Below are 21,117 nucleotides of genomic sequence, written 5' to 3' on the forward strand. Positions count from 1 at the left end.
GGGCGCGGCCTTCGCGAGCAAGCCCGCTCCCACAGGGGATTGGCGTCGGTCACAAATCCCCTGTGGGAGCGGGCTTGCTCGCGAAGGCGTCTACACAGACACCTTGAGTTTCGCGGATATCCCCGATTCCCCAGAGTCCCTGTAAACTCCGCCTCTTTAGCCGACGCACAGGGAGCTCAAATGTCCGGTTCGATCCTTTATATCCACGGCTTCAACAGCTCGCCGTTGTCGAAGAAGGCCTGTCAGTTGGTCGAGGTGATGGAGCGTCTGGGCCTGAGCGAACACTTGCGCGTTCCGGCATTGCACCACCACCCGCGCCAGGCTATCGGGCAGCTGGAGCAGGCGATTGCCGAGTTGGGGCGGCCACTGCTGGTCGGCAGCTCGCTCGGCGGCTACTATGCCACTCACCTGGCCGAGCGCCTTGGCTTGAAAGCCCTGTTGATCAACCCTGCCGTCAGCCCGCACCGGATGTTCGACGGCTTTCTGGGGACGCAGAAAAACCTGTATACCGAAGAGACCTGGGAAATGACCCACGACCACGTGACGGCCCTGGCCGAACTGGAAGTGCCGGCGCCCCAGGATCCACAGCGTTATCAGGTATGGTTGCAGACGGCTGACGAAACGCTGGACTATCGCCTCGCCCAGCAGTATTACCGGGCTTGCGCCTTGCGTATCCAGGCTGGCGGCGACCACAGTTTCCAGGGATTTGCCACGCGACTGCCGGCCATGTTGAGTTTTGCCGGCATTGGCGCCGATTCGTATCAGGCAATCGATTTCACCGCATTGTGAGCGATAGCCCCATGAATTCTTTTTTCACCGAACACTGACGACGAGACCCCATGGCCACTCCCAGCGCTAGCTCTTATAACGCAGACGCCATCGAAGTCCTCTCGGGCCTCGACCCGGTGCGCAAACGCCCCGGCATGTACACCGACACCAGTCGGCCGAACCACCTTGCCCAGGAAGTCATCGACAACAGTGTCGACGAAGCCTTGGCCGGGCATGCCTCATCGGTGCAGGTGATCCTGCATGCCGACCACTCCCTGGAAGTCAGCGATGACGGCCGAGGCATGCCGGTGGACATTCACCCCGAGGAAGGCGTTTCGGGTGTCGAGTTGATCCTCACCAAGCTGCATGCCGGTGGCAAGTTTTCCAACAAGAACTACCAGTTCTCCGGCGGTCTGCACGGGGTGGGTATTTCCGTGGTCAACGCCTTGTCCACCGAAGTGCGGGTGCGTGTAAAGCGTGACGGCAACGAATATCAGATGACTTTCGCTGACGGTTACAAAAAGACCGAGCTGGAAGTGATCGGCACCGTCGGCAAGCGTAACACCGGCACCAGCGTGTTCTTTGCGCCGGACCCGAAATACTTCGACTCCCCGAAATTCTCCATCAGCCGCCTCAAGCATGTGCTCAAGGCCAAGGCCGTGTTGTGCCCGGGGCTGCTGGTCAGCTTTGAAGACAAGGCCACCGGCGAGAAAGTCGAATGGCATTACGAAGATGGCCTGCGTTCCTATCTGGTGGATGCGGTCAGCGAATTCGAGCGCCTGCCGGACGAACCGTTCTGCGGCGCCTTTGCCGGTAACAAGGAAGCGGTGGACTGGGCGCTGCTGTGGCTGCCCGAAGGTGGCGACGCGGTCCAGGAAAGCTACGTCAACCTGATCCCGACCGCCCAAGGCGGTACCCACGTCAACGGCTTGCGCCAAGGCCTGCTCGACGCCATGCGCGAATTCTGCGAATTCCGCAGCCTGTTGCCGCGTGGCGTGAAGCTGGCGCCGGAAGACGTCTGGGAACGCATTGCCTTCGTGTTGTCGATGAAGATGCAGGAACCGCAGTTCTCCGGCCAGACAAAGGAGCGCCTGTCGTCCCGTGAAGCGGCGGCGTTCGTCTCCGGTGTGGTCAAGGATGCGTTCAGCCTGTGGCTCAACGCCAACCCGGAAACCGGCATGCTGCTGGCGGAACTGGCGATCAACAACGCCGGCCGTCGCCTCAAGGCCAGCAAGAAGGTCGAGCGCAAACGCATTACCCAAGGCCCGGCGCTGCCGGGCAAGCTGGCCGACTGTGCCGGGCAGGACCCGATGCGTTCCGAACTGTTCCTGGTGGAAGGTGATTCCGCCGGTGGTTCGGCCAAGCAAGCGCGGGACAAGGAGTTCCAGGCGATCCTGCCGTTGCGCGGCAAGATTCTCAACACCTGGGAAGTCGACGGCAGCGAAGTGCTGGCCAGCCAGGAAGTGCATAACATCGCCGTGGCCATCGGCGTCGATCCAGGCGCGGCGGACATGAGCCAGCTGCGCTACGGCAAGATCTGCATCCTCGCCGACGCCGACTCCGACGGTCTGCACATTGCGACCTTGCTGTGCGCCTTGTTCGTCCAGCATTTCCGCCCGTTGGTGGATGCCGGTCACGTCTACGTCGCGATGCCGCCGTTGTACCGCATCGACCTGGGCAAGGAGATCTACTACGCCCTCGATGAAGCCGAACGCGATGGCATCCTCGATCGCCTGGTGGCCGAGAAGAAGCGCGGCAAGCCGCAGGTCACCCGATTCAAGGGGCTGGGCGAAATGAACCCGCCGCAGTTGCGCGAGACCACCATGGACCCGAACACCCGGCGTCTGGTGCAGTTGACCCTGGAAGATTTCGAGGCGACCTCGGAAATGATGGACATGCTGCTGGCGAAGAAACGCGCCGGTGACCGCAAGACCTGGCTGGAGTCCAAGGGCAACCTGGCCGAGGTGCTGGGCTGATGCGTCTGGGCTTTGCCCTGGCCTGTGGGTTGCTGCTGACGTCGATTACGGTATCCGCCGAGCCGGCGCCACAGCTGCGCGTGTTGTCCGGGCATGCCATCGACGGTATGCGCGGCGGCAACCTGTCCGGGCTGGCGCAGTGCGGCAATGACCTTTGGGCGGTTTCCGACCGCGACGATGACCAGATCTATCGCCTCGATACCCGCGAATCCGTGTGGCGGGCACAAACGGTGCACATCGACGTACCGCCGGTGCCCGACAGCGGTTTGCCCTGGGGGCTGAAGACTCGTGTCTGGGGGGCTTCATTCGTGCGCGGCGGTGATCTGGACTTCGAAGGCATCACCTGCGACAACGCCGGCAATCGCTACATCGTCAGCGAAGGCCATGCTGCTGTCTTGCAAGTGCCACTGATGGGACCCACAAATTGGCTGAAAATCTCGCCGATGATGGTTCGCGAGGCACGGGCCAGAGGCCTGCTGTTGCAATTCAATGCGCTGTTCGAAGGGCTGGCGATCAATTCGGCGGGGGATCAGATGTGGCTCGCCGCCGAACGTCAAGGCCGGGGACTGCTGATGATCAAACGCAAGCAGACGTTGTGGGATTGTGACGGTGGCTGCGTGTTGCTGAGCGAGGCGGGCATGGAAATGCAGCCCGAGCAGTTTCCCCGTGCCAAGCCTGTCCCGCGGGACTTCTCTGACCTGTCGCTGTTCAACGGCAAGCTGTTCACCCTTGAACGCAATGCCTTCCAGATCTGCCGCCGTGATGCGCAGACGGCCAAGGTCGAGCGCTGCTGGTCGTACGCCGCCGAGTTGTTGCAGGAAAACCGTCGTTATTCACAGAATTACGGGCTGGAAGAAGCGTTGATCGTGGATGCCGATGGCGCCTGGATCGGTGTCGACAATAATTTCGGCGCGCGCGCCGATGGCGAAGTCCGCCCGGTGGTCTGGCGCTTCGCCGCACCGGAAGGTGGCTGGAGTGCCAAGCCATGAGGCAACAACGCCCGGGGCAGCGTATCGGCCGGGTGTTCATGGTGCTGGCCTGGTGTGCGGCGCTGTTTCTGGCCACGCGATTTTTCGCCCAGTGGGAAGCGCGTCAGCAAAATCCGAATGTGGTGGTCAGTTCGGAGCAGGGCGAAGGTTTCATCGAGGTGAAACTGGTGAGCAACGCTCAAGGGCATTTCGTCGCCAGCGGTCAGATCAACGGCCAGCCGGTGGACTTCATGCTCGACACCGGGGCGACCGATGTGTCGATTCCGGCGGACCTGGCCAAGCGCTTGAAGCTCGAAGAAGGATTCGGCGTGACCCTGAGCACGGCCAATGGCCTGAGCCAGGGCTATCGCACCCGTATCGAACGCCTGCAACTGGGCGACATCGTGCTGCGGGATGTACGCGCACTGGTGGCCCCGGGGCTGCACGGCGATCAGGTGTTGCTCGGCATGAGCGCACTGAACAAACTTGAATTTACCCAGCGCGGTGGCACCATGCTGCTGCGCCAGACAACGAACCGATGAGGCCCGCATGAGCGACTCCCTTGATCTCAGCCTGGACGGTGTAGAACGCCGGTCACTGGCTGACTTCACCGAAAATGCCTACCTCAACTACTCCATGTACGTGATCATGGACCGTGCCTTGCCGCATATCGGCGACGGCCTGAAACCGGTACAGCGCCGCATTATTTATGCGATGAGCGAGTTGGGGCTGGACGCCGATTCCAAGCACAAGAAGTCGGCGCGTACCGTCGGTGACGTGCTGGGTAAATTCCACCCCCACGGCGATTCGGCCTGCTACGAAGCCATGGTGCTGATGGCCCAGCCGTTCAGCTATCGCTACACGCTGGTCGACGGCCAGGGCAACTGGGGTGCGCCGGATGATCCCAAGTCCTTCGCGGCCATGCGTTACACCGAAGCGCGGTTGTCGCGTTATTCCGAAGTGCTGCTCAGCGAACTGGGCCAGGGCACTGCGGACTGGGGCCCGAACTTCGACGGCACGCTGGACGAGCCGCTGGTGTTGCCGGCCCGCCTGCCGAACATTCTGCTCAACGGCACCACCGGTATCGCCGTGGGCATGGCCACCGACGTTCCGCCGCACAACCTGCGGGAAGTCGCTACGGCCTGCGTGCGCTTGCTCGACGAGCCCAAGGCCACGGTCGAACAGCTCTGTGAACACATCCAGGGCCCGGACTACCCGACCGAAGCGGAAATCATCACCCCGCGCGCCGACCTGCTGAAAATCTACGAAACCGGTCGCGGTTCGGTGCGCATGCGTGCCGTGTATCACATCGAAGACGGCGACATCATCGTCACGGCGCTGCCGCATCAGGTCTCGGGCGCCAAGGTGCTGGAACAGATCGCCGCGATGATGCAGGCCAAACCGTCCAAGGCGCCACAAATTGCCGACCTGCGTGACGAATCCGACCACGAAAACCCGTGCCGGATCGTGATCATTCCGGGGGCGCGGAAAAACTTCGACCACGATGCGCTGATGCAGCACCTGTTCGCCAGCACCGAGCTGGAGTCGAGCTACCGGGTCAACATCAATATCATCGGCCTGGACGGCAAGCCGCAGCTGAAGAACCTGCGGGCGCTGCTGGTCGAATGGCTGGAGTTCCGGGTGCAGACCGTGCGTCGTCGCCTGCAATTTCGCCTCGACAAGGTCGAGCGTCGCCTGCACCTGTTGGACGGTTTGCTGATTGCCTACCTCAACCTGGATGAAGTGATCCACATCATCCGTACCGAGGAGCAGCCACGGGCCAAACTGATCGAACGCTTCGCCCTGAGCGAGATCCAGGCCGACTACATCCTCGACACCCGTTTGCGTCAGCTGGCGCGACTGGAAGAGATGAAGCTGCGTGCCGAGCAGGATGAACTGCTCAAGGAACAAGCCAAGCTGCAAGCCCTGCTGAGCAGCGAAGCCAAGTTGAAAAAACTGGTGCGCAGCGAACTGATCAAGGACGCTGAAACCTACGGTGATGACCGCCGGTCGCCTATCGTCGAGCGTGCCGAAGCCAAGGCCCTGACCGAGCACGATCTGCTGCCGAACGAGAAAGTGACGGTGGTGCTGTCGGAAAAAGGCTGGATTCGCTCCGCCAAAGGCCACGAAATCGACGCCACCGGGCTTTCCTACAAGGCCGGGGACGGTTTCAAGGCGCTGGCAGCCGGGCGCTCCAACCAGTTTGCCGTGTTTATCGACTCCACCGGTCGCAGTTATTCGGTGGCCGCCCACACCTTGCCGTCGGCCCGTGGCCAGGGCGAGCCACTGACCGGTCGCCTGACGCCGCCGCCAGGGGCGAGTTTCGAATGCGTGCTGATGCCCGAAGACGATGCGCTGTACGTGATCGCTTCCGACGCCGGCTACGGTTTCGTGGTCAAGGGTGAAGACCTGCAGGCCAAGAACAAGGCGGGCAAGGCGCTGTTGAGCCTGCCGAACAACGCCAAGGTCATGCTGCCGCGCCCTGTGGCCGATCGTGAGCAGAACTGGCTGGCGTCGGTGACGACCGAAGGTCGCCTGCTGATCTTCAAAATCAGCGACCTGCCACAATTAGGTAAGGGCAAAGGCAACAAGATCATCGGGATTCCCGGTGAGCGAGTGGCCAGTCGCGAAGAGTATGTGACGGACATCGCCGTATTGCCGGACGGTGCAACACTGGTGTTGCAGGCCGGGAAACGTACCTTGTCACTGAAAGCGGACGACCTCGAGCACTACAAGGGTGAACGTGGCCGTCGTGGCAATAAATTGCCGCGTGGTTTCCAGCGGGTAGATGCGCTGCTCGTCGAAAACCAAAATTAGGCGACATAGAAGCGCCGAACTACGAATTAACCCGTAGTTCGGCGCTTTGCGCTGGAGTCGGAACGCATATTCACGGATGATATGGCCTTTCAAGCGCCGGCACTGCCGCGCGTTCTTCATATTTATTGAGTATTTTTACTGTGGTCAGCCTTTTTGCGATCACCTGGATGGGACGATGACTGCTCTGCGCCTTCCTTTTATTCTTTTGCTCGCCGGCGTTCTTGGCTTGGCGGGTTGCAGCGTTCACCAACCGGTGTCGTTGTATCAGCTGGACGCTGGAAGTCCGGTTCAGCCTGCACAGAACGCAGGCATGGCGGTATTGTTGGGGCCGGTCACCGTGGCCGACTACCTGCAACGCGAAACCCTGTTGCAGCGTCAGCCCGATGGCAGCCTGCAAGCCTCGACGGACGGTCGTTGGGCCGGCAGCCTTTCGTCGGATATCGACCAACTGCTGCTGCGTCAGGTCGCTGGTCATCTGGACAGCCAGCGCGTAGTGCTGGCCCCGGCGACAGTGGGCTTCACCCCGGATGTTCAGGTACTGCTGACCATCACGCGGCTGGACTCGGGTGAAAAGCAACCGGCGATTCTCGACGCGCAATGGCGCCTGATCGATCGTCGCGGGCAGGTCCGCGACAACCGCATCATCCATTTGCAGGAACAGCATGCCGGTACCACCGCGGCGCAGGTCCAGGCACAGGGTGTGTTGTTGCAACGACTGGCCGAACAACTGTCGGTGGCGCTCAAGCCCCTGGCCAATCAGCCGCCGATCGCCGAAGTTCCGCGCAAACCGGCAGCCAAGGCGCCAGCACCTGCGGTAGAGCAGGAAAAGCAGCCGAAGATCCCGATGGCCGCGCCTATTCGTACGGATATGGAAGTGTTCCGCTTCTAAGTCTTGATTGAGTCCATACAAAGCCCGCCTTGTGCGGGCTTTGTCGTTTCTGCAAGGTGGAGAGCTTTAGTGCCTGTCCCGACCCCTTCGCTGGCAAGCCAGCTCCCACAGTGTCCGTGTCGTACACAAATCAAGTGAACGCCCCTGAACCTGTGGGAGCGGGCTTGCCCGCGAAGGCGTAGGTACAGGCAACAAAAAAGCCCGCAGACGATCGCTCATCTGCGGGCTTCTTCACATCAGGGCCAAGGTTTAAGCCCGACGCTCGTGCATCCGCGCCAATTGCCGTTCCAGCATCGATGGATACGGCTCCATCAACCGCTCCACGCAGCACGCGCCCTCTGGACTGGCGATCGGGCGGATCCGTGCGCGCTGGCGGATCAACGCGTCGTCACTGATCTTGCGCTCCACCAGCAGCAGGTTACGGCTGTGTTGCGACAGGGCCAGGGCGTCCTGGGCGGGGTCGGTCAGCAGCAGGTCGATCTGGCTCAGGCCGAACAGCTCATCGCCCAGGGTCAGGCCCAGCTGCAATTGCAGGGTGATGCCGCTGTCCGCGACTTCGATCTGCAACTGGTGGCCCAAGGCCCGCAGCAGCTCGCCACAGCAAATGGCGTTGGTCAGGTAGTCGTCGCCGCTGTCTTCGGTGTGGAACAGCATCAACGTGCTGCCATCGTTCAAGGTCTCCACTTCGCCTTGATACAGCGAAGCGGCCTGGTCGAGGCAGTCGCGATAGCGTTCGAGCAGCTCTTCAAGTCGCGCCCGCGGCAGGCGTCGCAGTTGCTCCTGGGAGCCCAGTTGCACCGCCAGCACCGCGCTGTGTTGCGGCACGCTCGGCGTGGCCTTGCGAATCACCGGTTGTGGGGTACTGTCCAGCGACTCGTCGCGCAGGTCGGCGAACGGGTCTTCATCATCGTCGTCTTCGACGGTGCTGACGATCTGCCGTGGCGCTGGCTTGAGCGCCGCTACCGGGCGGCTCTCGTCGAAACTCGGGTCGCGCAGGTTACGGACTTCGAAGGCCGGGTCGGCCTCGTCATCCATGTCGTCGAATTCCGGTTCCGGCTCCGGCACAGGGGCGGGTTCCGGGGCGAAGTTGGCGTGCAACTGGCGCGCCAGGTCGCCGATTTCGTCCTGGCGGTCGGTGGCCGGGGTGTATTCATCGATATTGCGCAGCCACACCCGCAGTTGCAGCAGTGGAGTGGAGAGATAGCGCCCCATGCGCAGGCTCAGGGCCAGGGACAGGGCCAGCAGGATGGCGCTCAGAATGCCCATGCTTTGCAGGCTGATAGTCATCGGCTGCTGGAACTGGTCCATGTCCAGGCTGATACGCAATTGCCCGGCAGTCACGTCCTGGAAGGTGATCTTGCTCTGGTACATGCCCTCGGCTTCACCCAGCAGGCCATGCTTGGGACGCTGGCCGGATTCGGCAAGGATGCGGTTGTCCGGACTGTAGATGGCGGCGTGGGCCACCAGCTTGTTCTTGGTCAGGTTATTGAGCAGCACATTGAGGCTGAGGATGTCGTTGGACACCAACAGCTCCGTGGCCGAAGTGGCCGTCTGCGTCGTCAGGCTTTCGCCCAGCGCATCCGCCTGCTCGTGCATGGCCTGCTTGAACTGCAGGCCCATCACACCGGCATAGATGACCAGGGCCAGGGCGACCAGGATCACGTTATGGCTGGCGATGCGCAATGCAATCGGTACACGGCGGTGGCGCAGTGCCCGGAAGATCAGCAGGAAGAAGTTATCGGTTTTTACTGGCGTAGGCCGGTTCACTTGAGCTCGGCTCTTTTGTCCGTGAAGTTGACGCGCAGTATAGCGACAGGCCCTAGACCGTCAAAGCGCTCACGGTGCCCGATGGTCACTGAAAGTGGGTAGAATGCGGTTTTTTTCCACCTGCGGGGGTGCGCCTTGCGCGAAATCGTCCTGATAAACATCACGGGAGTCGACCGTCCGGGTCTGACTGCGGCCATTACCGGCGTTCTGGCCCAGGGTGGTGTGAACATTCTCGACATCGGTCAGGCGGTGATCCACGACACCTTGTCGTTCGGCATCCTGGTTGAAATTCCCGACACCGAGCAAGGCAAGTCCGTGCTCAAGGACATCCTGTTCAAGGGCTACGAGCTCGATCAACAGGTGCGTTTCACGCCGGTGTCCGAACAGGATTACCAGCAGTGGGTCGGTAACCAGGGCAAAAAGCGCCACATCGTGACCCTGTTGACCCGCAAGGTGACAGCCGGGCAGTTGCAGGCCGTGAGCTCGATCACCGCCAAATATGGCCTGAACATTGACCACATCGATCGTCTGTCCGGGCGCATGCCGCTGGACACCCCGGCCGACAAGGGCAAGGGCTGCATCGAGTTTTCCGTGCGTGGCGAAGCGGCTGATCCGCAGGCGCTGCGTGCCGAATTCCTCAGCGTCGCCCAGGAACTGAACGTCGATATCGCCTTCCAGGAAGATTCGCTGTTCCGTCGCAACCGTCGCCTGGCGGTGTTCGACATGGACTCGACCCTGATCGAAGCCGAAGTGATCGATGAACTGGCCAAGGCGGCTGGCGTGGGTGACAAGGTTTCGCAAATCACTGAGCGGGCGATGGCCGGCGAACTGGACTTCCGCGCCAGCTTCAAGGAGCGCCTGGCCTTGCTCAAAGGTCTGGACGTCAATGTGCTGGACTCCATCGGCGCCTCGCTGCGCCTGACCGAAGGCGCCGAAACCCTGTTCGCCGAACTCAAGCGCCTGGGCTACAAGACAGCGATTCTGTCGGGCGGCTTCACCTACTTCGCCAAGCAATTGCAGGCCAAGCTGGGTATCGACTACGTGTTCGCCAACGAACTGGAAGTGGTCGACGGCAAAGTCACCGGTGTGGCGGTCGAGCCGATCGTCGATGCGCAGCGCAAGGCGGATTTGCTGAAGGAACTGGCACACAAGGAAGGCTTGCGCCTGGAGCAGACCATTGCGGTCGGCGACGGTGCGAATGACTTGCCGATGCTGGCGATTGCCGGGTTGGGCGTGGCGTTCCGTGCCAAGCCGCTGGTGAAGCAGTCGGCCAGGCAGGCAATTTCGACGCTGGGTCTGGATGGCGTGCTGTATCTGCTGGGCTTGCGCGATCGCGACGGCCAGCTGTAAAGCAATGTGGGAGCGGGCTTGCTCGCGAAGGCGTCGTTACATTCAACATCTATGTTGACTGTCAGTCCGCTTTCGCGAGCAAGCCCGCTCCCACATTCAGATCTTCAACAGGTCAGGCTTTCGGTGAGCCCATGCCCTGACCCATCTGCACCGCTGTACCGGCGGTCATTTCTTCAGCCCACTTCACCTGATCCGGCCCGAACAGCACGACGGCGGTCGAGCCCAGCTTGAAGCGGCCCAGTTCCGCACCTTTTTCCAGATGGATCGGCGCGCGCGCGGCTTCGTCGTAGCGGAAAGTTTTCAGCTCGCGCTTCGGCGGTGTGACCAGCCCGGCCCAGACGGTTTCAATCGACGCCACGATCATCGCGCCCACCAGCACCACGGCCATCGGCCCGCGCTCGGTGTCGAAAATGCACGCCACGCGCTCGTTGCGGGCGAACAGTTCCGGAACGTTTTCAGCGGTGGTCTGGTTGACCGAGAACAGACGACCCGGGATGTAGACCATCTCGCGCAGGGTACCGGCCAGCGGCATGTGCACGCGGTGGTAGTCCTTCGGCGACAGGTAGATGGTCGCGAAGTCACCGCCCATGAACGGCGCAGCATTCGCCGCATCGCCCCCCAACAGTTCCAGCACGCTGAAGCTGTGGCCCTTGGCCTGGAACACACGGCCGTGCTCGATCGGGCCAAGCTGGCTGATCGCGCCGTCGGCCGGGCTGAGGATCGCGCCCGGAGTCTCGTCCAGCGGGCGGGCACCGTCTTTCAGCGCGCGGGTGAAGAACGCGTTGAAGTGCTCGTAGGCGGTCAGGTCTTCGACCAGCGCCTGGGACATGTCCACTTGATAGCGCTTGGCGAACCAGGCGGTAAAGGCATTCTTGAACCAGCGCACGCGGCATTCGGCGATGCAGCCGGCCAGTCGCGAGAGCAAGTTGTGGGGCAGCAGGTACTGGCCGAGGAGAAACAGACGCTTGTTCATTAACAGTCCTTAAAAATCTTGAATTTCTACCGGGGTATCGGGATGGTTGCCCCATTCGCCCCAAGAGCCGGCGTAGCCCTTGACCCGCGGATAACCGAGAGCCTTGGCCACCAGATAGGTGAAGCCAGACCGATGGTGTGTCTGGCAGTGGGTAATCACTTCTTTGTCTTTGCTGATCCCGAGTTGTTCGAGGATCTGCGGCATGTCAGTGCGGATGCGCAGATGGCGTGCCTGATCCATGCCGGCGGTCCATTCGAAATTGACCGCGCCGGGAATGTGCCCGCCCTTGGCCGCCAGGACCTTCTCGCCGGAATACTCCAGCGGCCCGCGTGCGTCCCAGATGGCCAGGTCGGCGGCACCGAGACGGCTTTGCAGGTACTCACGGGTGGCGGTGGGTTCGTCGTGCAAGGTCAGAGAAACCGGGCCGCCCACGGCTGGCGGGATCTGGATCGACATGGGCAAACCTTCTGCCAGCCAGGCCGTCAGGCCGCCGTCGACATAGTGGTACTTGCTGTGGCCGATGACATCCAGCAGCCAGATGAAGCGCCCGGCCCAACCGCCGCCTTCGTCGTCATACACGACGTAGACCGCATCGGGATTGTGTCCCAGCTCGCCAAACAGCGTTTCGAGTGCTGCCTGCGGGGGCATCAGTCCCGGGGCGGGTGCCTGCCCCAGCTGCGTGCGTTTCGGATCGACAAAGCGCGCGCCGGGAATGTGCCCTTCGGCGTAGCGGGCGGGACTGGTCAAGTCCACCAGAATCAGTTCGCGGGCGTCGAGGCGAGGGAGCAAGTCGCTCGGCTCGATCACCAGCGGCAAGCCAGAGAAGTCAGACATGTGAGGTCTCCAGAGCACAAAAGGGAAGATTGTAACGCAGCTTATTGGCCTCGGTGGCTAAAGCTGTGCAGGGCTTTTTCGATGCACTGCGCGGTTTTGCCGAAGGCCTGTACGGAAATTTCCGAAAACGGCCCGCCGCCCTGATCCGCCACGATGATCATGATCACCCGGCCATTGTTGACCAGCGAACGCAGCAGCAGGTGTTCGCCGCTGAACTGTGAACGCAGGCTGTTGGGCAGCAGGGCCGAGAATTGCGCGTTGTTGGCTGGCGTCAGGCGCACCTGGGCCTGTTGCGCGAGCAGGCGCTGCAACACGTTGCTCTGGCTGACCACGAAGTTCAGCCCGGCCGCGTCCTTCGGCAGGCCGGCCGTTTGGTGCACGCGCAGGTTGGCGTGGGTGCGGTCGGCCATCAGGATCATCACCCGACGCATGCCGCAGGCCACGAGGGCGTCCCGGGCAGCGATGGTCAAGTGCATGGCGTTGGTGAAGCGACTCGGCTCGACCAGCAGTTCGGCGCATTGCTTGCGCCACTTCGCCAGATCTTCGGCAGTGGGTCCGGCGGCCGGTAGCAAACCTGAGTGGACACGGTTCATGCCCCACGGCCAGATCAGCGATTCGGCGGGGTGCCAGAGGTCGGGCATGGCGTGATGGCGCGCGCTGTTGGCGGCTTGCTGGTGCAGTTGTTGTTGCACCTCATCCATCGGCATTTGCAGGTAAAGGCTGGTCAGGTACTGCCAGCGCTCACTGTGGGGGCTGTCCCAGGCGTGTTGCGCCGATAGCGCCAGCCCGTTGGCCAGCAGCACCGTATTGGCAGGTTGATTGAGCCAGCGGCGCAGGGTCGGATCGTCGTCGAGGCGGTTCTGCTGGCGCAGTGGATGTTCGCTGTCACGGGCGATACGCAGGACCTTCACCAGTTCTCGCTGTTCAGTAAGCAGTAATCTATAGCCCTGCTGCACCCAGATCGGCAAGCGCCAGACCTCGACCAGCGCCTGGCCGATGTCCAGCAGGCGTACGCCAAACAATTGCTTTTCGACTTTACGTGCCGACTCACCTTTATGGATGACCCGCAGCTCCCAGTCTTCGAGCAGTTTTGGATGGGTCAGCGCCAGCGGCCACAGGGGCGATAGAAACAGCAGGCTGCCCCAGTGGATGTCCTGCCACAGCCGCGCCAGGCGACTGGCAAAAAAACCGTTGGCCTGTTGCGTGGCGTGCTGGCTGATCATCTGCAACTGACGCAGGGCTTTGGGGATCTCGGACTGGGGTTCGACGGGCAATCGCGCGAGCAGTTCTTCGGTGCGCTTCAGGCCGAGGCGATTGATCGCAACCTCAAGGTTTTCCGCAGGCTCGGTCATGCCGCCATGGGTATGCCGGTTGGCTTCGCGAATCACGCTCAAGGCCAGGGCCGGACTGCCTTGCATGAGGTCGGCGATATCGCGCAGCGAGCTGCGGTTGTCGCCGATGGCCTTGCAGACCCGGTCGAGACTGGCTTGCGGAACCGGCAGGCGCACGCCATCGAGAAGCTTGACCCAGCCTTCGAGCGTCGTCGGTTTCGGGGTTGGAGCGTTCGTTTCGTTAACCATGGTGGGAGGCGATCATCGTCAACATTACCTGTGCCCGGAAGGGGTCAAATTAGCTTTTCGCCTGAACTGGCTATAGTCTGGCGCAGTTTTGCCGATAAGTAGAAGAAGAGATTTTTTAACTTCCGAATATGACCTTGAACCCGACTCAGTAAGTGCTCTCCTAACCTATGGCTAAAATTATCGGCATCATCGTCGTATTCGCGAGCGTGCTTGGCGGATACGTGCTTTCCCACGGCAAGATTGCCGCCCTGATCCAGCCTTTCGAGGTCATGATCATTGGCGGTGCGGCCCTCGGCGCCTTCCTGCAGGCCAACCCCGGCTACATGACGATGCACGTGCTCAAGAAGTCCCTGAGCATGTTCAGTTCGCGTTTCAACCACGGCTTCTACCTTGAAGTACTGGGCCTGATCTACGAGATCCTCAACAAGAGTCGCCGCGAAGGCATGATGGCCATCGAAGGCGACATCGAAGATGCCGCCGCGAGCCCGATCTTCGCCAAGTACCCGACGGTCCTCAAGGATGAGCGCATGACCGCGTTCATCTGTGATTACCTGCGCATCATGTCCTCCGGCAACATGGCCCCGCACGAGCTGGAAGGCCTGTTCGACATGGAGCTGTTCAGCCTCAAGGAAGACCTGGAACACCCCTCCCACGCGGTTAACGGCATCGCCGACGCCATGCCCGGTTTCGGTATCGTCGCGGCGGTACTGGGTATCGTGGTGACCATGGCTTCGCTGGGTGAAGGTGACCAGAAGTCCATCGGCCTGCACGTCGGTGCGGCACTGGTCGGTACCTTCTTCGGTATTCTCGCCGCCTACGGTTTCTTTGGCCCGCTGGCCCATTCCCTGGCCCACGATGCCAAGGAAGAGCTGAACGTCTACGAAGCCATCAAGGCTTCGCTGGTGGCTTCGGCTTCCGGCATGCCGCCATCGCTGGCCGTGGAGTTCGGGCGCAAGGTTCTGTACCCGGCGCACCGTCCAAGCTTCGCCGAGCTGGAACAAGCGGTTCGCGGTCGTTAAGAAATGGAAAATAATCAGCCGATAATCATCAAGCGCGTCAAGCGCATTGCCGGCGGGCACCACGGGGGCGCATGGAAAATCGCCTTCGCCGACTTCGCCACGGCGATGATGGCGTTCTTCCTGGTGTTGTGGCTGCTGTCCACCGCCACGCCGGAACAGAAGATCGCCATCGCCGGTTACTTCAAGGACCCGATCGGCTTTTCCGAAAGCGGCACGCCGTACATCATCGATCTGGGCGGTACGCCGACCATGGCGCCGGAAAACACCCTCAACCCCGAGGTGAAGTCCCAGCCGCAGCCGGACAAGGTCACTGTGGATACCGACCAGGTCGAAGGCATGGCCGAGCAGGTCGAAAAGGAACGCCTCGAACTGTTGCTGCAGGAACTGCAGAACAAGGTTGATGAGAATCCGCAGTTGCAGAAGTTCAAGGACCAGATCCTGTTCGAAATTACCCCGGACGGCCTGCGCATCCAGATCATGGACGCGGAAAACCGTCCGATGTTCGACTCGGGCTCTGCCCGCTTGAAACCGTATTTCGAAGACATCCTGCTGGCCATGGCCGACACCATCAAGGCGGTGCCGAACAAGATCAGCATCAGCGGCCACACCGATGCCAAGCCATATACCGGCACCGGTGATTTCGGTAACTGGGAGCTCTCGGCCAACCGTGCCAACGCCGCACGTCGTGCGCTGGTGGCGGGCAGCTATCCGGATGCACAGGTGGCGCGCGTGGTCGGTTATGCCTCGTCGGCGTTGTTTGATCGCGAGCACCCGTTCAACCCGGTCAACCGCCGTATCGACATCGTCGTGCTGACCAAGAAAGCCCAGCGTGCGATCGAAGGTTCGCAAGGCGCGGAGCCAGCTCCCGATGCACCGCAAGGTTCGGCTGCACCAGACGCAGCACCGACCGCGCCGGTCAACCCGAACGCGTTGCCGGCGGACAAGGAACCGCTGCCCGTCCACGAACTGCGCGAGCGTCTGAACCTGTTCGACGACCCGGCACCGAAAGCGGGTGAGCCAGCCAAACCGGCTGAAGCGCCCAAGCAGTGACCGACAAAAAAGCCGACAGAGATGTCGGCTTTTTTGTGCTTGTAAGAATGAATTCAGATCCACTGCATTGCGAGAAAACTCAAGAAATGAGGTTTGGTCCGAAAATTGTGTAGGACGGGTCTGAGACCCGTAAACCGGGTTTTACTTCGCTTGGGGCCTAGGTACAGTTCGCCTGTCGCCGACGAATCGGTGATCGACCTTAGCCGGTCGTTTGAGAGGAATGCACAAGCGCCCGTATAATCGCGGCGCTTTTTGCTGCCTGGCATCTATATGTCTATGGTGGCTGTGCGTGGGACACCTTCGGGTGTGCCGGGTTCCTCTGACCGGTCGGCTAACCCGCGTACAGCTGCCACCCCATTCGATTAGCCGCGAAAAGGGTGGGAGTTTCATCTTTCAGACGGAATTCAAACCATGCCCCAATTCCACCCGCTCCAAAGCAACTTCAGCGTCGGGACCACGCTGTACATCGACACTGAAGCTCGAGCTTCCGATCTTCTTGAAACCGCCACCCACCGAATCAAGGCCGCACGCAACCTGCTCAACAGTGTCACCTGCTTGTGCGTGAAAGATGCTGAAGGTCACGATTTGGAACATTTCGCCAGTGCTGCACACATACTGATACAGGAGGGCTGTGACGCGCTGGATGCGCTGGGCTGGAAGCTGGAAAAGACCGCACGCTGAAAACAGGAAAGCCGCAATGTTCGCGGCTTTTTTGTCACACATTTGAGGCTATGCGGTCGGAAATCTGCCCATCACTATCAGACAGATATTTACTGTCGAAAAGCTTTCGAGATCGACGCCCTCTGACTGCCCCGGAATTTGCCATGGATAATCAATCACTACCACTGCTGCAGCAGCGTTTCGACGCGCTGGTACATCGCGTGCCTGATGAAGGCATCGAATTCTGGTTCGCTCGCGAGTTGCAGGCCCCCTTGGGTTACGCACGCTGGGATAATTTTTTGACCGCCATCAGGCGTGCCATAGCCTCCTGTGAAGCGACAGGAGTTGAGGCTTCCGATCATTTTCGTGACGTCACGAAAATGATCGAGGTGGGCAAAGGTGGTAAGCGCCCTGTCGAAGACTTCATGCTCACGCGTTATGCCTGCTACTTGATTGCCCAAAATGGTGATCCGCGTAAACAAGCGATCGCTTTCGCTCAGAGCTACTTCGCATTGCAAACGCGCAAGCAGGAGTTGATCGAAGACCGAATGCGATTACAGGCCCGCTTCGATGCTCGAGATCGTTTGCGTGAGTCGGAGAAGGAACTATCGCAGAACATCTACGAACGTGGTGTAGATGATGAAGGATTTGCCCGTATTCGCTCCCGAGGAGATGCCGCATTGTTCGGAGGCAAGACCACGCAGGCGATGAAGGACAGGTATGGCATCGTTAAGAGCCGTCCATTGGCTGATTTTTTACCGACGCTGACTATTGCTGCCAAAAACCTGGCTAATGAGATAACTAATCACAACGTGCTGCAGGTGGACCTGCAAGGCGAGCCGGCCATTGCCAAGGAGCATGTCCAGAATAATTTGAGCGTCCGAGATATGTTGGAACAGCGCGGCATCAAGCCCGAGGAGCTGCCCGCTGAAGAGGACATAAGAAAGCTTGAACGTCGCGTGAAATCCGAAGAGAAAAATATTGCGAAACAGGCGACCAAGCTTCCTGCAGATGATTCAACCGATGGTTGAGTTTGAGTCTTACCAGGCTAACTGAATTGGCAATAGTGAATCGATTCCCTCGGGTGTCGATTGATTGGTCAGCATGACCGACAAAAAAGCCGACAGCGATGTCGGCTTTTTTGTGCGGCTTTCACTGGTTTGAAGGCCGGCAGGGGCACGATCCCCTGTAGGAGCCAGCTTGCTGGCGATGGTCGTCAACGATAACGCGTGCTGTCTGAATCCACTCGGCGTACTGGAGTCCATCGCCAGCAAGCTGGTTCCTACAGATGACGGGTGAGAGAAACCCCGACCGGTCAAGAGGACGGATCGGGGAGCGGAGTGACTCAGAAGCCGCGGATGATTCGGGTCTTGAGCTCGGCGTGAAAGCGATCCGCATTGGATTTGTTGACGCTGCGCACCGACTCGTTACCGGTTATGGACTCCAGTGACATCGAGCGCTTGAGCGTTGCTTCGTTGCGATAGGCATCGATAAAGAAGTCGATGTCCCGGTCGCTGGTCAGCTTCGGCCATTTGTCCAGGTACAGCGGCAGCTCGGTCGGGCCGGTCTTGAACGAGCAGATACGCCGATTTGTGATCGTCGCCTCGCCGATTTCGAACGGCACCCACCAGGACAGGGCGGTTTTCTCCGAGACCACTGCCAGCAGGTGCGTGCATTCGCTGATGTTGCGGGTAATCACCCCGGTGATGTCGTCGGTGGTCTGGGATTCGGCATCCAGCACATCGAGGTAGGTCTTGATGTTGGCCTGGATCAGGCGCGCGTTGATCTTGACCGCGTGGGCGCGGTCCATGTGGCGGTAGCTGATAAACACTGGCATCAGAAATGTCCCTTGATCGCGAGTTCGCGGTAATAGGCGCCGAGGGCGGTGAGGCGGCAGCCGGTGGAGTGGATGGCGGCGTAGTACATGTGTTCGGCGTCCACCGGTTCGACCAGACTGTGGCGGTTGCACTTTTGCAACTGGGCGAAGACGTCGCCGTGCTCCGGGTTGAATTCAGGCTCGGTGGGCTCAAAGCTGGGGGCGAGGGGGTACACCGACTCCGCTTCGGCAAACCATTCGGGGAGTTTGCGCAGGATCTCCTTGGGAATCAGCGGCGACACTTCGCGCAGGGAAATGAACTGCGAGACGTTGGTCTTGAACACCGGGCGCTGTTCCCAGGCATCGAGGGCGTTGTCGACAAACGAATAGAGGCTGCCGGGTGTGATCTTGCCCAGGATGTTCGCTGCTCCACCATGCAGGGCCTGGAGCAATAGTCCGGTGAACACGCCGTGTTGCGCGCCCTCCATTGCCGGCTCTTCCTTTTTGCAGGCGGTCAGAATGGTCATGCCTTCACCGACCACGCTGCCTTCACTGCGCAAGGCGCGCAGTTCACCGGCCGAGCCGCTCTGGCAACAGTCGAGAATGATCACTTTGTTTTTGATCTTCGTGGCCTTGCTCGCCCAGTTGAGAATGTCGCTGAGGCGTATCCCGTCCTTGGCGCTCTTGTAATCCTGCGGGATCAACATGCCTTCGTCGGTGTCGGTGTCGAAGCTGCCGTGGCCGGCGAAATACAGCAGCGCGACATTGCAGTCCCCGGCAAACAGCTCACGGATCTGGTCTTCGAGTTTTTCCCGGCTCAGGTAGTCCTCGGCAGAGGTCAGTACGATGTTCTTGAAGTTCGGATCGCCATTGGCGTCGGTCTTCAGCACCGAGGCCATGGCCATGGCGTCATTGCTGCAACCGCTCAGGCGCGACACATGGGTGTAGTCGTTGATGCCGATAAACAGTCCCTTGCGCATGGTTACACCGCCGTATGCTTGCGAATCGCATCGATGATGCTGTTGGTGTTCCACGCACACTCGGCATGTGCCGCCTCACGTACTACCGTGGAAATCCGCTCGGCGCCGAACGGCTTGATCGCAATGATCACCTTGCCCATGCGCTTGGCGATCTCGATTTCCTTGTTGATCCACTTGCTGTAGGTGGAGTACATCCCGGCCATGATCAATACCGCCGAACACGGGCGGATCTTGTTTTCGATGGCCTCCTCAAGTTGTTTGTCGGTTTTCGCGCCGACAATCGGGTTGTCCGGCGGCACCGAAAAATTCTTGTAGGTGAAACCAGGCTTGGCGTTGAGCAGGCGCACGAGATTGTCGTGGGCGTCGGAGTAGTTCCACGAGTGGCTGATGAACAGATGGTAGGTTTGCATGGGTGTCCCTCGGTGTCGCTGGAGTGCGAAGAGGGTTTGAAACTAGGCGATTACAGGTCGGCTACAAGAGGCCGAAGCGGAAAGAGAAATGTCCTACAGGTGCGCGCGCTGGCGCCTTACAGAAAGGTCTGATGTTTAAGCGGGGGAAGATCCAGCCGCCGACCACCCCGCGTAAAGCTGGGCGGTCGGCATGTCTGTTTAGTAGCCGTTTTCCGGCAGACTGGCGATGATCGAGCGGTAGCTGTTCATCCGTTGCTGCTGCACGCGGCCATCTTCAAGGGCCTTGAGCAGGGCGCAACCGGGTTCGCGGTCATGCTTGCAGTCGCGGAAGCGGCAGGTACCCAGCAGGTCGTTGAACTCGATGAAGCCGGCTTCGACGTCGGCACGGCTGACGTGGCCCAGGCCGAATTCGCGGATACCCGGGGAGTCGATCAACTCACCGCCGCCGGGGAAGTGGAACAACCGCGCGGTAGTGGTGGTGTGGGTACCCTGGCCGGACAGCTCGGACAGCGGGCCGACGCGGGTCTCGACATCCGGCAGCAGGCTGTTGACCAGCGACGACTTGCCCACACCGGACTGGCCGACGAACACGCTGATGCGTCCGTCCAGTTGCGTCTGCAACTGCTCCATACCGTTACCGTGATGCGCCGACACTTCCAGCACCGGGTAACCGAGAGTGCGGTATACGGCGAGCAAGGCATTCAGCGCAGGGGCGTTGTTTTCGTCGATCAGGTCGTATTTGTTCAGCAGCAGCAGCGGCTTGATGCCCGCATGTTCGGCCGCCACCAGGTAGCGGTCGATCAGGTTGGCGTGGGGTTCGGGCAGTGGTGCAAACACGATGACGATCATGTCGACGTTGGCCGCCACAGGCTTGAGCTGACCACGGCTGTCCGGGCGGCACAGCTCGGTGTTGCGCGGCAGTTGCGCCACGATCACGCCGATGCCCTGGTTGCCGGCGCGCCACACCACCTGATCGCCGGTCACCAGTGCCGGCAGGTTCGCGCGCAGGTGGCAACGGAACACCTGACCGGCGAGCTCGCCGTCGCAGGCCTCGACCTCAACCTGCACACCGAAGTGCGCGATCACCAGACCGTGCTGTTCCGGGCCCAGATCGCCGCCCTCAAGTGCCTCGACAGCCGAGGACTCGCGTTTGGCGGCGCGGGCAGCGCGTTCGCCCTGAATCTTTTCGATGCGCCAGTTTTGGCGGCGATTGAGTTGGCGTTTGGCCATGGGTGTTCCGTATAAAGAATGCAGCGATTA

19 protein-coding genes are annotated in these 21,117 nt (G+C 60.7%); 11 read left to right on the forward strand and 8 right to left on the reverse strand.

The genetic code is table 11. The annotated features are described in order from the left end of the window. The first annotated feature begins 180 nt into the window (after window positions 1-180). The 6 genes from PMI34_RS20210 to PMI34_RS20185 all read left to right on the forward strand — a co-directional run bounded on the left by PMI34_RS20210 (window position 181) and on the right by PMI34_RS20185 (window position 7,418). A complete protein-coding gene (locus PMI34_RS20210) occupies window positions 181-789 on the forward strand; it encodes a YqiA/YcfP family alpha/beta fold hydrolase (RefSeq protein ID WP_008048016.1) in 609 nt (202 codons plus the stop codon). 50 nt (window positions 790-839) lie between these two features. Further along, window positions 840-2,744 carry a DNA topoisomerase IV subunit B gene (gene parE, locus PMI34_RS20205; RefSeq protein WP_008048017.1) on the forward strand — a complete coding sequence of 635 codons (1,905 nt, stop codon included), beginning with the start codon at window positions 840-842 and terminating at the stop codon, window positions 2,742-2,744. Further along, the gene (locus PMI34_RS20200; RefSeq protein WP_008048018.1) at window positions 2,744-3,733 is read left to right on the forward strand and encodes an esterase-like activity of phytase family protein; all 990 of its coding nucleotides are present in this window, start codon (window positions 2,744-2,746) and stop codon (window positions 3,731-3,733) included. Before parE ends, PMI34_RS20200 begins: the two co-directional genes overlap by 1 nt. Continuing rightward, the gene (locus PMI34_RS20195) at window positions 3,730-4,254 is read left to right on the forward strand and encodes a retropepsin-like aspartic protease family protein (protein WP_008048019.1); all 525 of its coding nucleotides are present in this window, start codon (window positions 3,730-3,732) and stop codon (window positions 4,252-4,254) included. Before PMI34_RS20200 ends, PMI34_RS20195 begins: the two co-directional genes overlap by 4 nt. A gap of 7 nt (window positions 4,255-4,261) precedes the next feature. Further along, window positions 4,262-6,529 (forward strand): DNA topoisomerase IV subunit A, encoded by a 2,268-nt coding sequence (parC, locus tag PMI34_RS20190; RefSeq protein WP_008048020.1) that lies wholly within the window; start codon window positions 4,262-4,264, stop codon window positions 6,527-6,529. A gap of 175 nt (window positions 6,530-6,704) precedes the next feature. Next, window positions 6,705-7,418 carry a PqiC family protein gene (locus tag PMI34_RS20185; protein WP_008048031.1) on the forward strand — a complete coding sequence of 238 codons (714 nt, stop codon included), beginning with the start codon at window positions 6,705-6,707 and terminating at the stop codon, window positions 7,416-7,418. Between the two features lie 249 nt (window positions 7,419-7,667). Here PMI34_RS20185 and PMI34_RS20180 read toward each other — a convergent pair whose 3' ends face one another. Next, window positions 7,668-9,185: an AhpA/YtjB family protein gene (locus PMI34_RS20180; protein ID WP_008048032.1), complete on the reverse strand. Its 1,518-nt coding sequence runs from the start codon at window positions 9,183-9,185 to the stop codon at window positions 7,668-7,670. Between the two features lie 135 nt (window positions 9,186-9,320). Here PMI34_RS20180 and serB point away from each other — a divergent pair, with 135 nt between their 5' ends. Next, window positions 9,321-10,535, forward strand: coding sequence for a phosphoserine phosphatase SerB (gene serB / locus PMI34_RS20175; protein ID WP_008048033.1), 1,215 nt, complete (start codon window positions 9,321-9,323; stop codon window positions 10,533-10,535). A gap of 112 nt (window positions 10,536-10,647) precedes the next feature. Here the strand turns inward: serB and asd are convergent, their stop codons facing one another. Genes asd through PMI34_RS20160 form a run of 3 tightly spaced genes read right to left on the reverse strand, consistent with a single transcriptional unit; the run spans window position 10,648 to window position 13,922 of the window. Further along, window positions 10,648-11,508, reverse strand: a complete 861-nt coding sequence (asd, locus tag PMI34_RS20170) for an archaetidylserine decarboxylase (protein WP_008048034.1) — start codon at window positions 11,506-11,508, stop codon at window positions 10,648-10,650. A 9-nt stretch (window positions 11,509-11,517) separates the two neighbouring features. Further along, window positions 11,518-12,342: a rhodanese-like domain-containing protein gene (locus tag PMI34_RS20165; RefSeq protein WP_008048035.1), complete on the reverse strand. Its 825-nt coding sequence runs from the start codon at window positions 12,340-12,342 to the stop codon at window positions 11,518-11,520. Window positions 12,343-12,383: 41 nt separating this feature from the next. Then, complete coding sequence (locus PMI34_RS20160) at window positions 12,384-13,922, reverse strand: HDOD domain-containing protein (protein ID WP_008048037.1); 1,539 nt, start codon at window positions 13,920-13,922, stop codon at window positions 12,384-12,386. A 167-nt stretch (window positions 13,923-14,089) separates the two neighbouring features. Here PMI34_RS20160 and motA point away from each other — a divergent pair, with 167 nt between their 5' ends. The 4 genes from motA to dinD all read left to right on the forward strand — a co-directional run bounded on the left by motA (window position 14,090) and on the right by dinD (window position 17,682). After that, a complete protein-coding gene (motA, locus tag PMI34_RS20155; RefSeq protein ID WP_008048039.1) occupies window positions 14,090-14,941 on the forward strand; it encodes a flagellar motor stator protein MotA in 852 nt (283 codons plus the stop codon). A gap of 3 nt (window positions 14,942-14,944) precedes the next feature. After that, window positions 14,945-15,991: a flagellar motor protein MotB gene (gene motB / locus PMI34_RS20150; protein ID WP_008048041.1), complete on the forward strand. Its 1,047-nt coding sequence runs from the start codon at window positions 14,945-14,947 to the stop codon at window positions 15,989-15,991. Window positions 15,992-16,402: 411 nt separating this feature from the next. After that, a complete protein-coding gene (locus PMI34_RS20145) occupies window positions 16,403-16,672 on the forward strand; it encodes a hypothetical protein (protein WP_008048043.1) in 270 nt (89 codons plus the stop codon). A 143-nt stretch (window positions 16,673-16,815) separates the two neighbouring features. Beyond that, window positions 16,816-17,682, forward strand: coding sequence for a DNA damage-inducible protein D (dinD, locus tag PMI34_RS20140; RefSeq protein WP_008048045.1), 867 nt, complete (start codon window positions 16,816-16,818; stop codon window positions 17,680-17,682). Between the two features lie 314 nt (window positions 17,683-17,996). Here dinD and PMI34_RS20135 read toward each other — a convergent pair whose 3' ends face one another. The 4 genes from PMI34_RS20135 to rsgA all read right to left on the reverse strand — a co-directional run bounded on the left by PMI34_RS20135 (window position 17,997) and on the right by rsgA (window position 21,087). After that, window positions 17,997-18,488, reverse strand: coding sequence for a toll/interleukin-1 receptor domain-containing protein (locus tag PMI34_RS20135; protein ID WP_008048046.1), 492 nt, complete (start codon window positions 18,486-18,488; stop codon window positions 17,997-17,999). Further along, window positions 18,488-19,447, reverse strand: a complete 960-nt coding sequence (locus PMI34_RS20130) for a caspase family protein (RefSeq protein ID WP_008048055.1) — start codon at window positions 19,445-19,447, stop codon at window positions 18,488-18,490. Before PMI34_RS20130 ends, PMI34_RS20135 begins: the two co-directional genes overlap by 1 nt. A gap of 2 nt (window positions 19,448-19,449) precedes the next feature. Continuing rightward, entirely contained in the window at window positions 19,450-19,857 is a 408-nt protein-coding gene (locus tag PMI34_RS20125) for a TIR domain-containing protein (protein ID WP_008048056.1), read from the reverse strand. Window positions 19,858-20,055: 198 nt separating this feature from the next. After that, window positions 20,056-21,087, reverse strand: a complete 1,032-nt coding sequence (gene rsgA / locus PMI34_RS20120; RefSeq protein ID WP_008048057.1) for a small ribosomal subunit biogenesis GTPase RsgA — start codon at window positions 21,085-21,087, stop codon at window positions 20,056-20,058. Window positions 21,088-21,117: the final 30 nt, after the last annotated feature.

This window comes from Pseudomonas sp. GM74 (assembly GCF_000282455.1).
Classification (GTDB): Bacteria; Pseudomonadota; Gammaproteobacteria; order Pseudomonadales; family Pseudomonadaceae; genus Aquipseudomonas.

Coding starts and splice junctions, on each gene's coding strand:
- PMI34_RS20210 (WP_008048016.1), top strand. CDS start 181: ATGTCCGGTTCGATCCTTTATATCCACGGCTTCAACAGCTCGCCGTTG.
- parE (WP_008048017.1), top strand. CDS start 840: ATGGCCACTCCCAGCGCTAGCTCTTATAACGCAGACGCCATCGAAGTC.
- PMI34_RS20200 (WP_008048018.1), top strand. CDS start 2,744: ATGCGTCTGGGCTTTGCCCTGGCCTGTGGGTTGCTGCTGACGTCGATT.
- PMI34_RS20195 (WP_008048019.1), top strand. CDS start 3,730: ATGAGGCAACAACGCCCGGGGCAGCGTATCGGCCGGGTGTTCATGGTG.
- parC (WP_008048020.1), top strand. CDS start 4,262: ATGAGCGACTCCCTTGATCTCAGCCTGGACGGTGTAGAACGCCGGTCA.
- PMI34_RS20185 (WP_008048031.1), top strand. CDS start 6,705: ATGACTGCTCTGCGCCTTCCTTTTATTCTTTTGCTCGCCGGCGTTCTT.
- asd (WP_008048034.1), bottom strand. CDS start 11,508: ATGAACAAGCGTCTGTTTCTCCTCGGCCAGTACCTGCTGCCCCACAAC.
- PMI34_RS20165 (WP_008048035.1), bottom strand. CDS start 12,342: ATGTCTGACTTCTCTGGCTTGCCGCTGGTGATCGAGCCGAGCGACTTG.
- PMI34_RS20160 (WP_008048037.1), bottom strand. CDS start 13,922: ATGGTTAACGAAACGAACGCTCCAACCCCGAAACCGACGACGCTCGAA.
- motA (WP_008048039.1), top strand. CDS start 14,090: ATGGCTAAAATTATCGGCATCATCGTCGTATTCGCGAGCGTGCTTGGC.
- motB (WP_008048041.1), top strand. CDS start 14,945: ATGGAAAATAATCAGCCGATAATCATCAAGCGCGTCAAGCGCATTGCC.
- PMI34_RS20145 (WP_008048043.1), top strand. CDS start 16,403: ATGCCCCAATTCCACCCGCTCCAAAGCAACTTCAGCGTCGGGACCACG.
- dinD (WP_008048045.1), top strand. CDS start 16,816: ATGGATAATCAATCACTACCACTGCTGCAGCAGCGTTTCGACGCGCTG.
- PMI34_RS20135 (WP_008048046.1), bottom strand. CDS start 18,488: ATGCCAGTGTTTATCAGCTACCGCCACATGGACCGCGCCCACGCGGTC.
- PMI34_RS20130 (WP_008048055.1), bottom strand. CDS start 19,447: ATGCGCAAGGGACTGTTTATCGGCATCAACGACTACACCCATGTGTCG.
- PMI34_RS20125 (WP_008048056.1), bottom strand. CDS start 19,857: ATGCAAACCTACCATCTGTTCATCAGCCACTCGTGGAACTACTCCGAC.
- rsgA (WP_008048057.1), bottom strand. CDS start 21,087: ATGGCCAAACGCCAACTCAATCGCCGCCAAAACTGGCGCATCGAAAAG.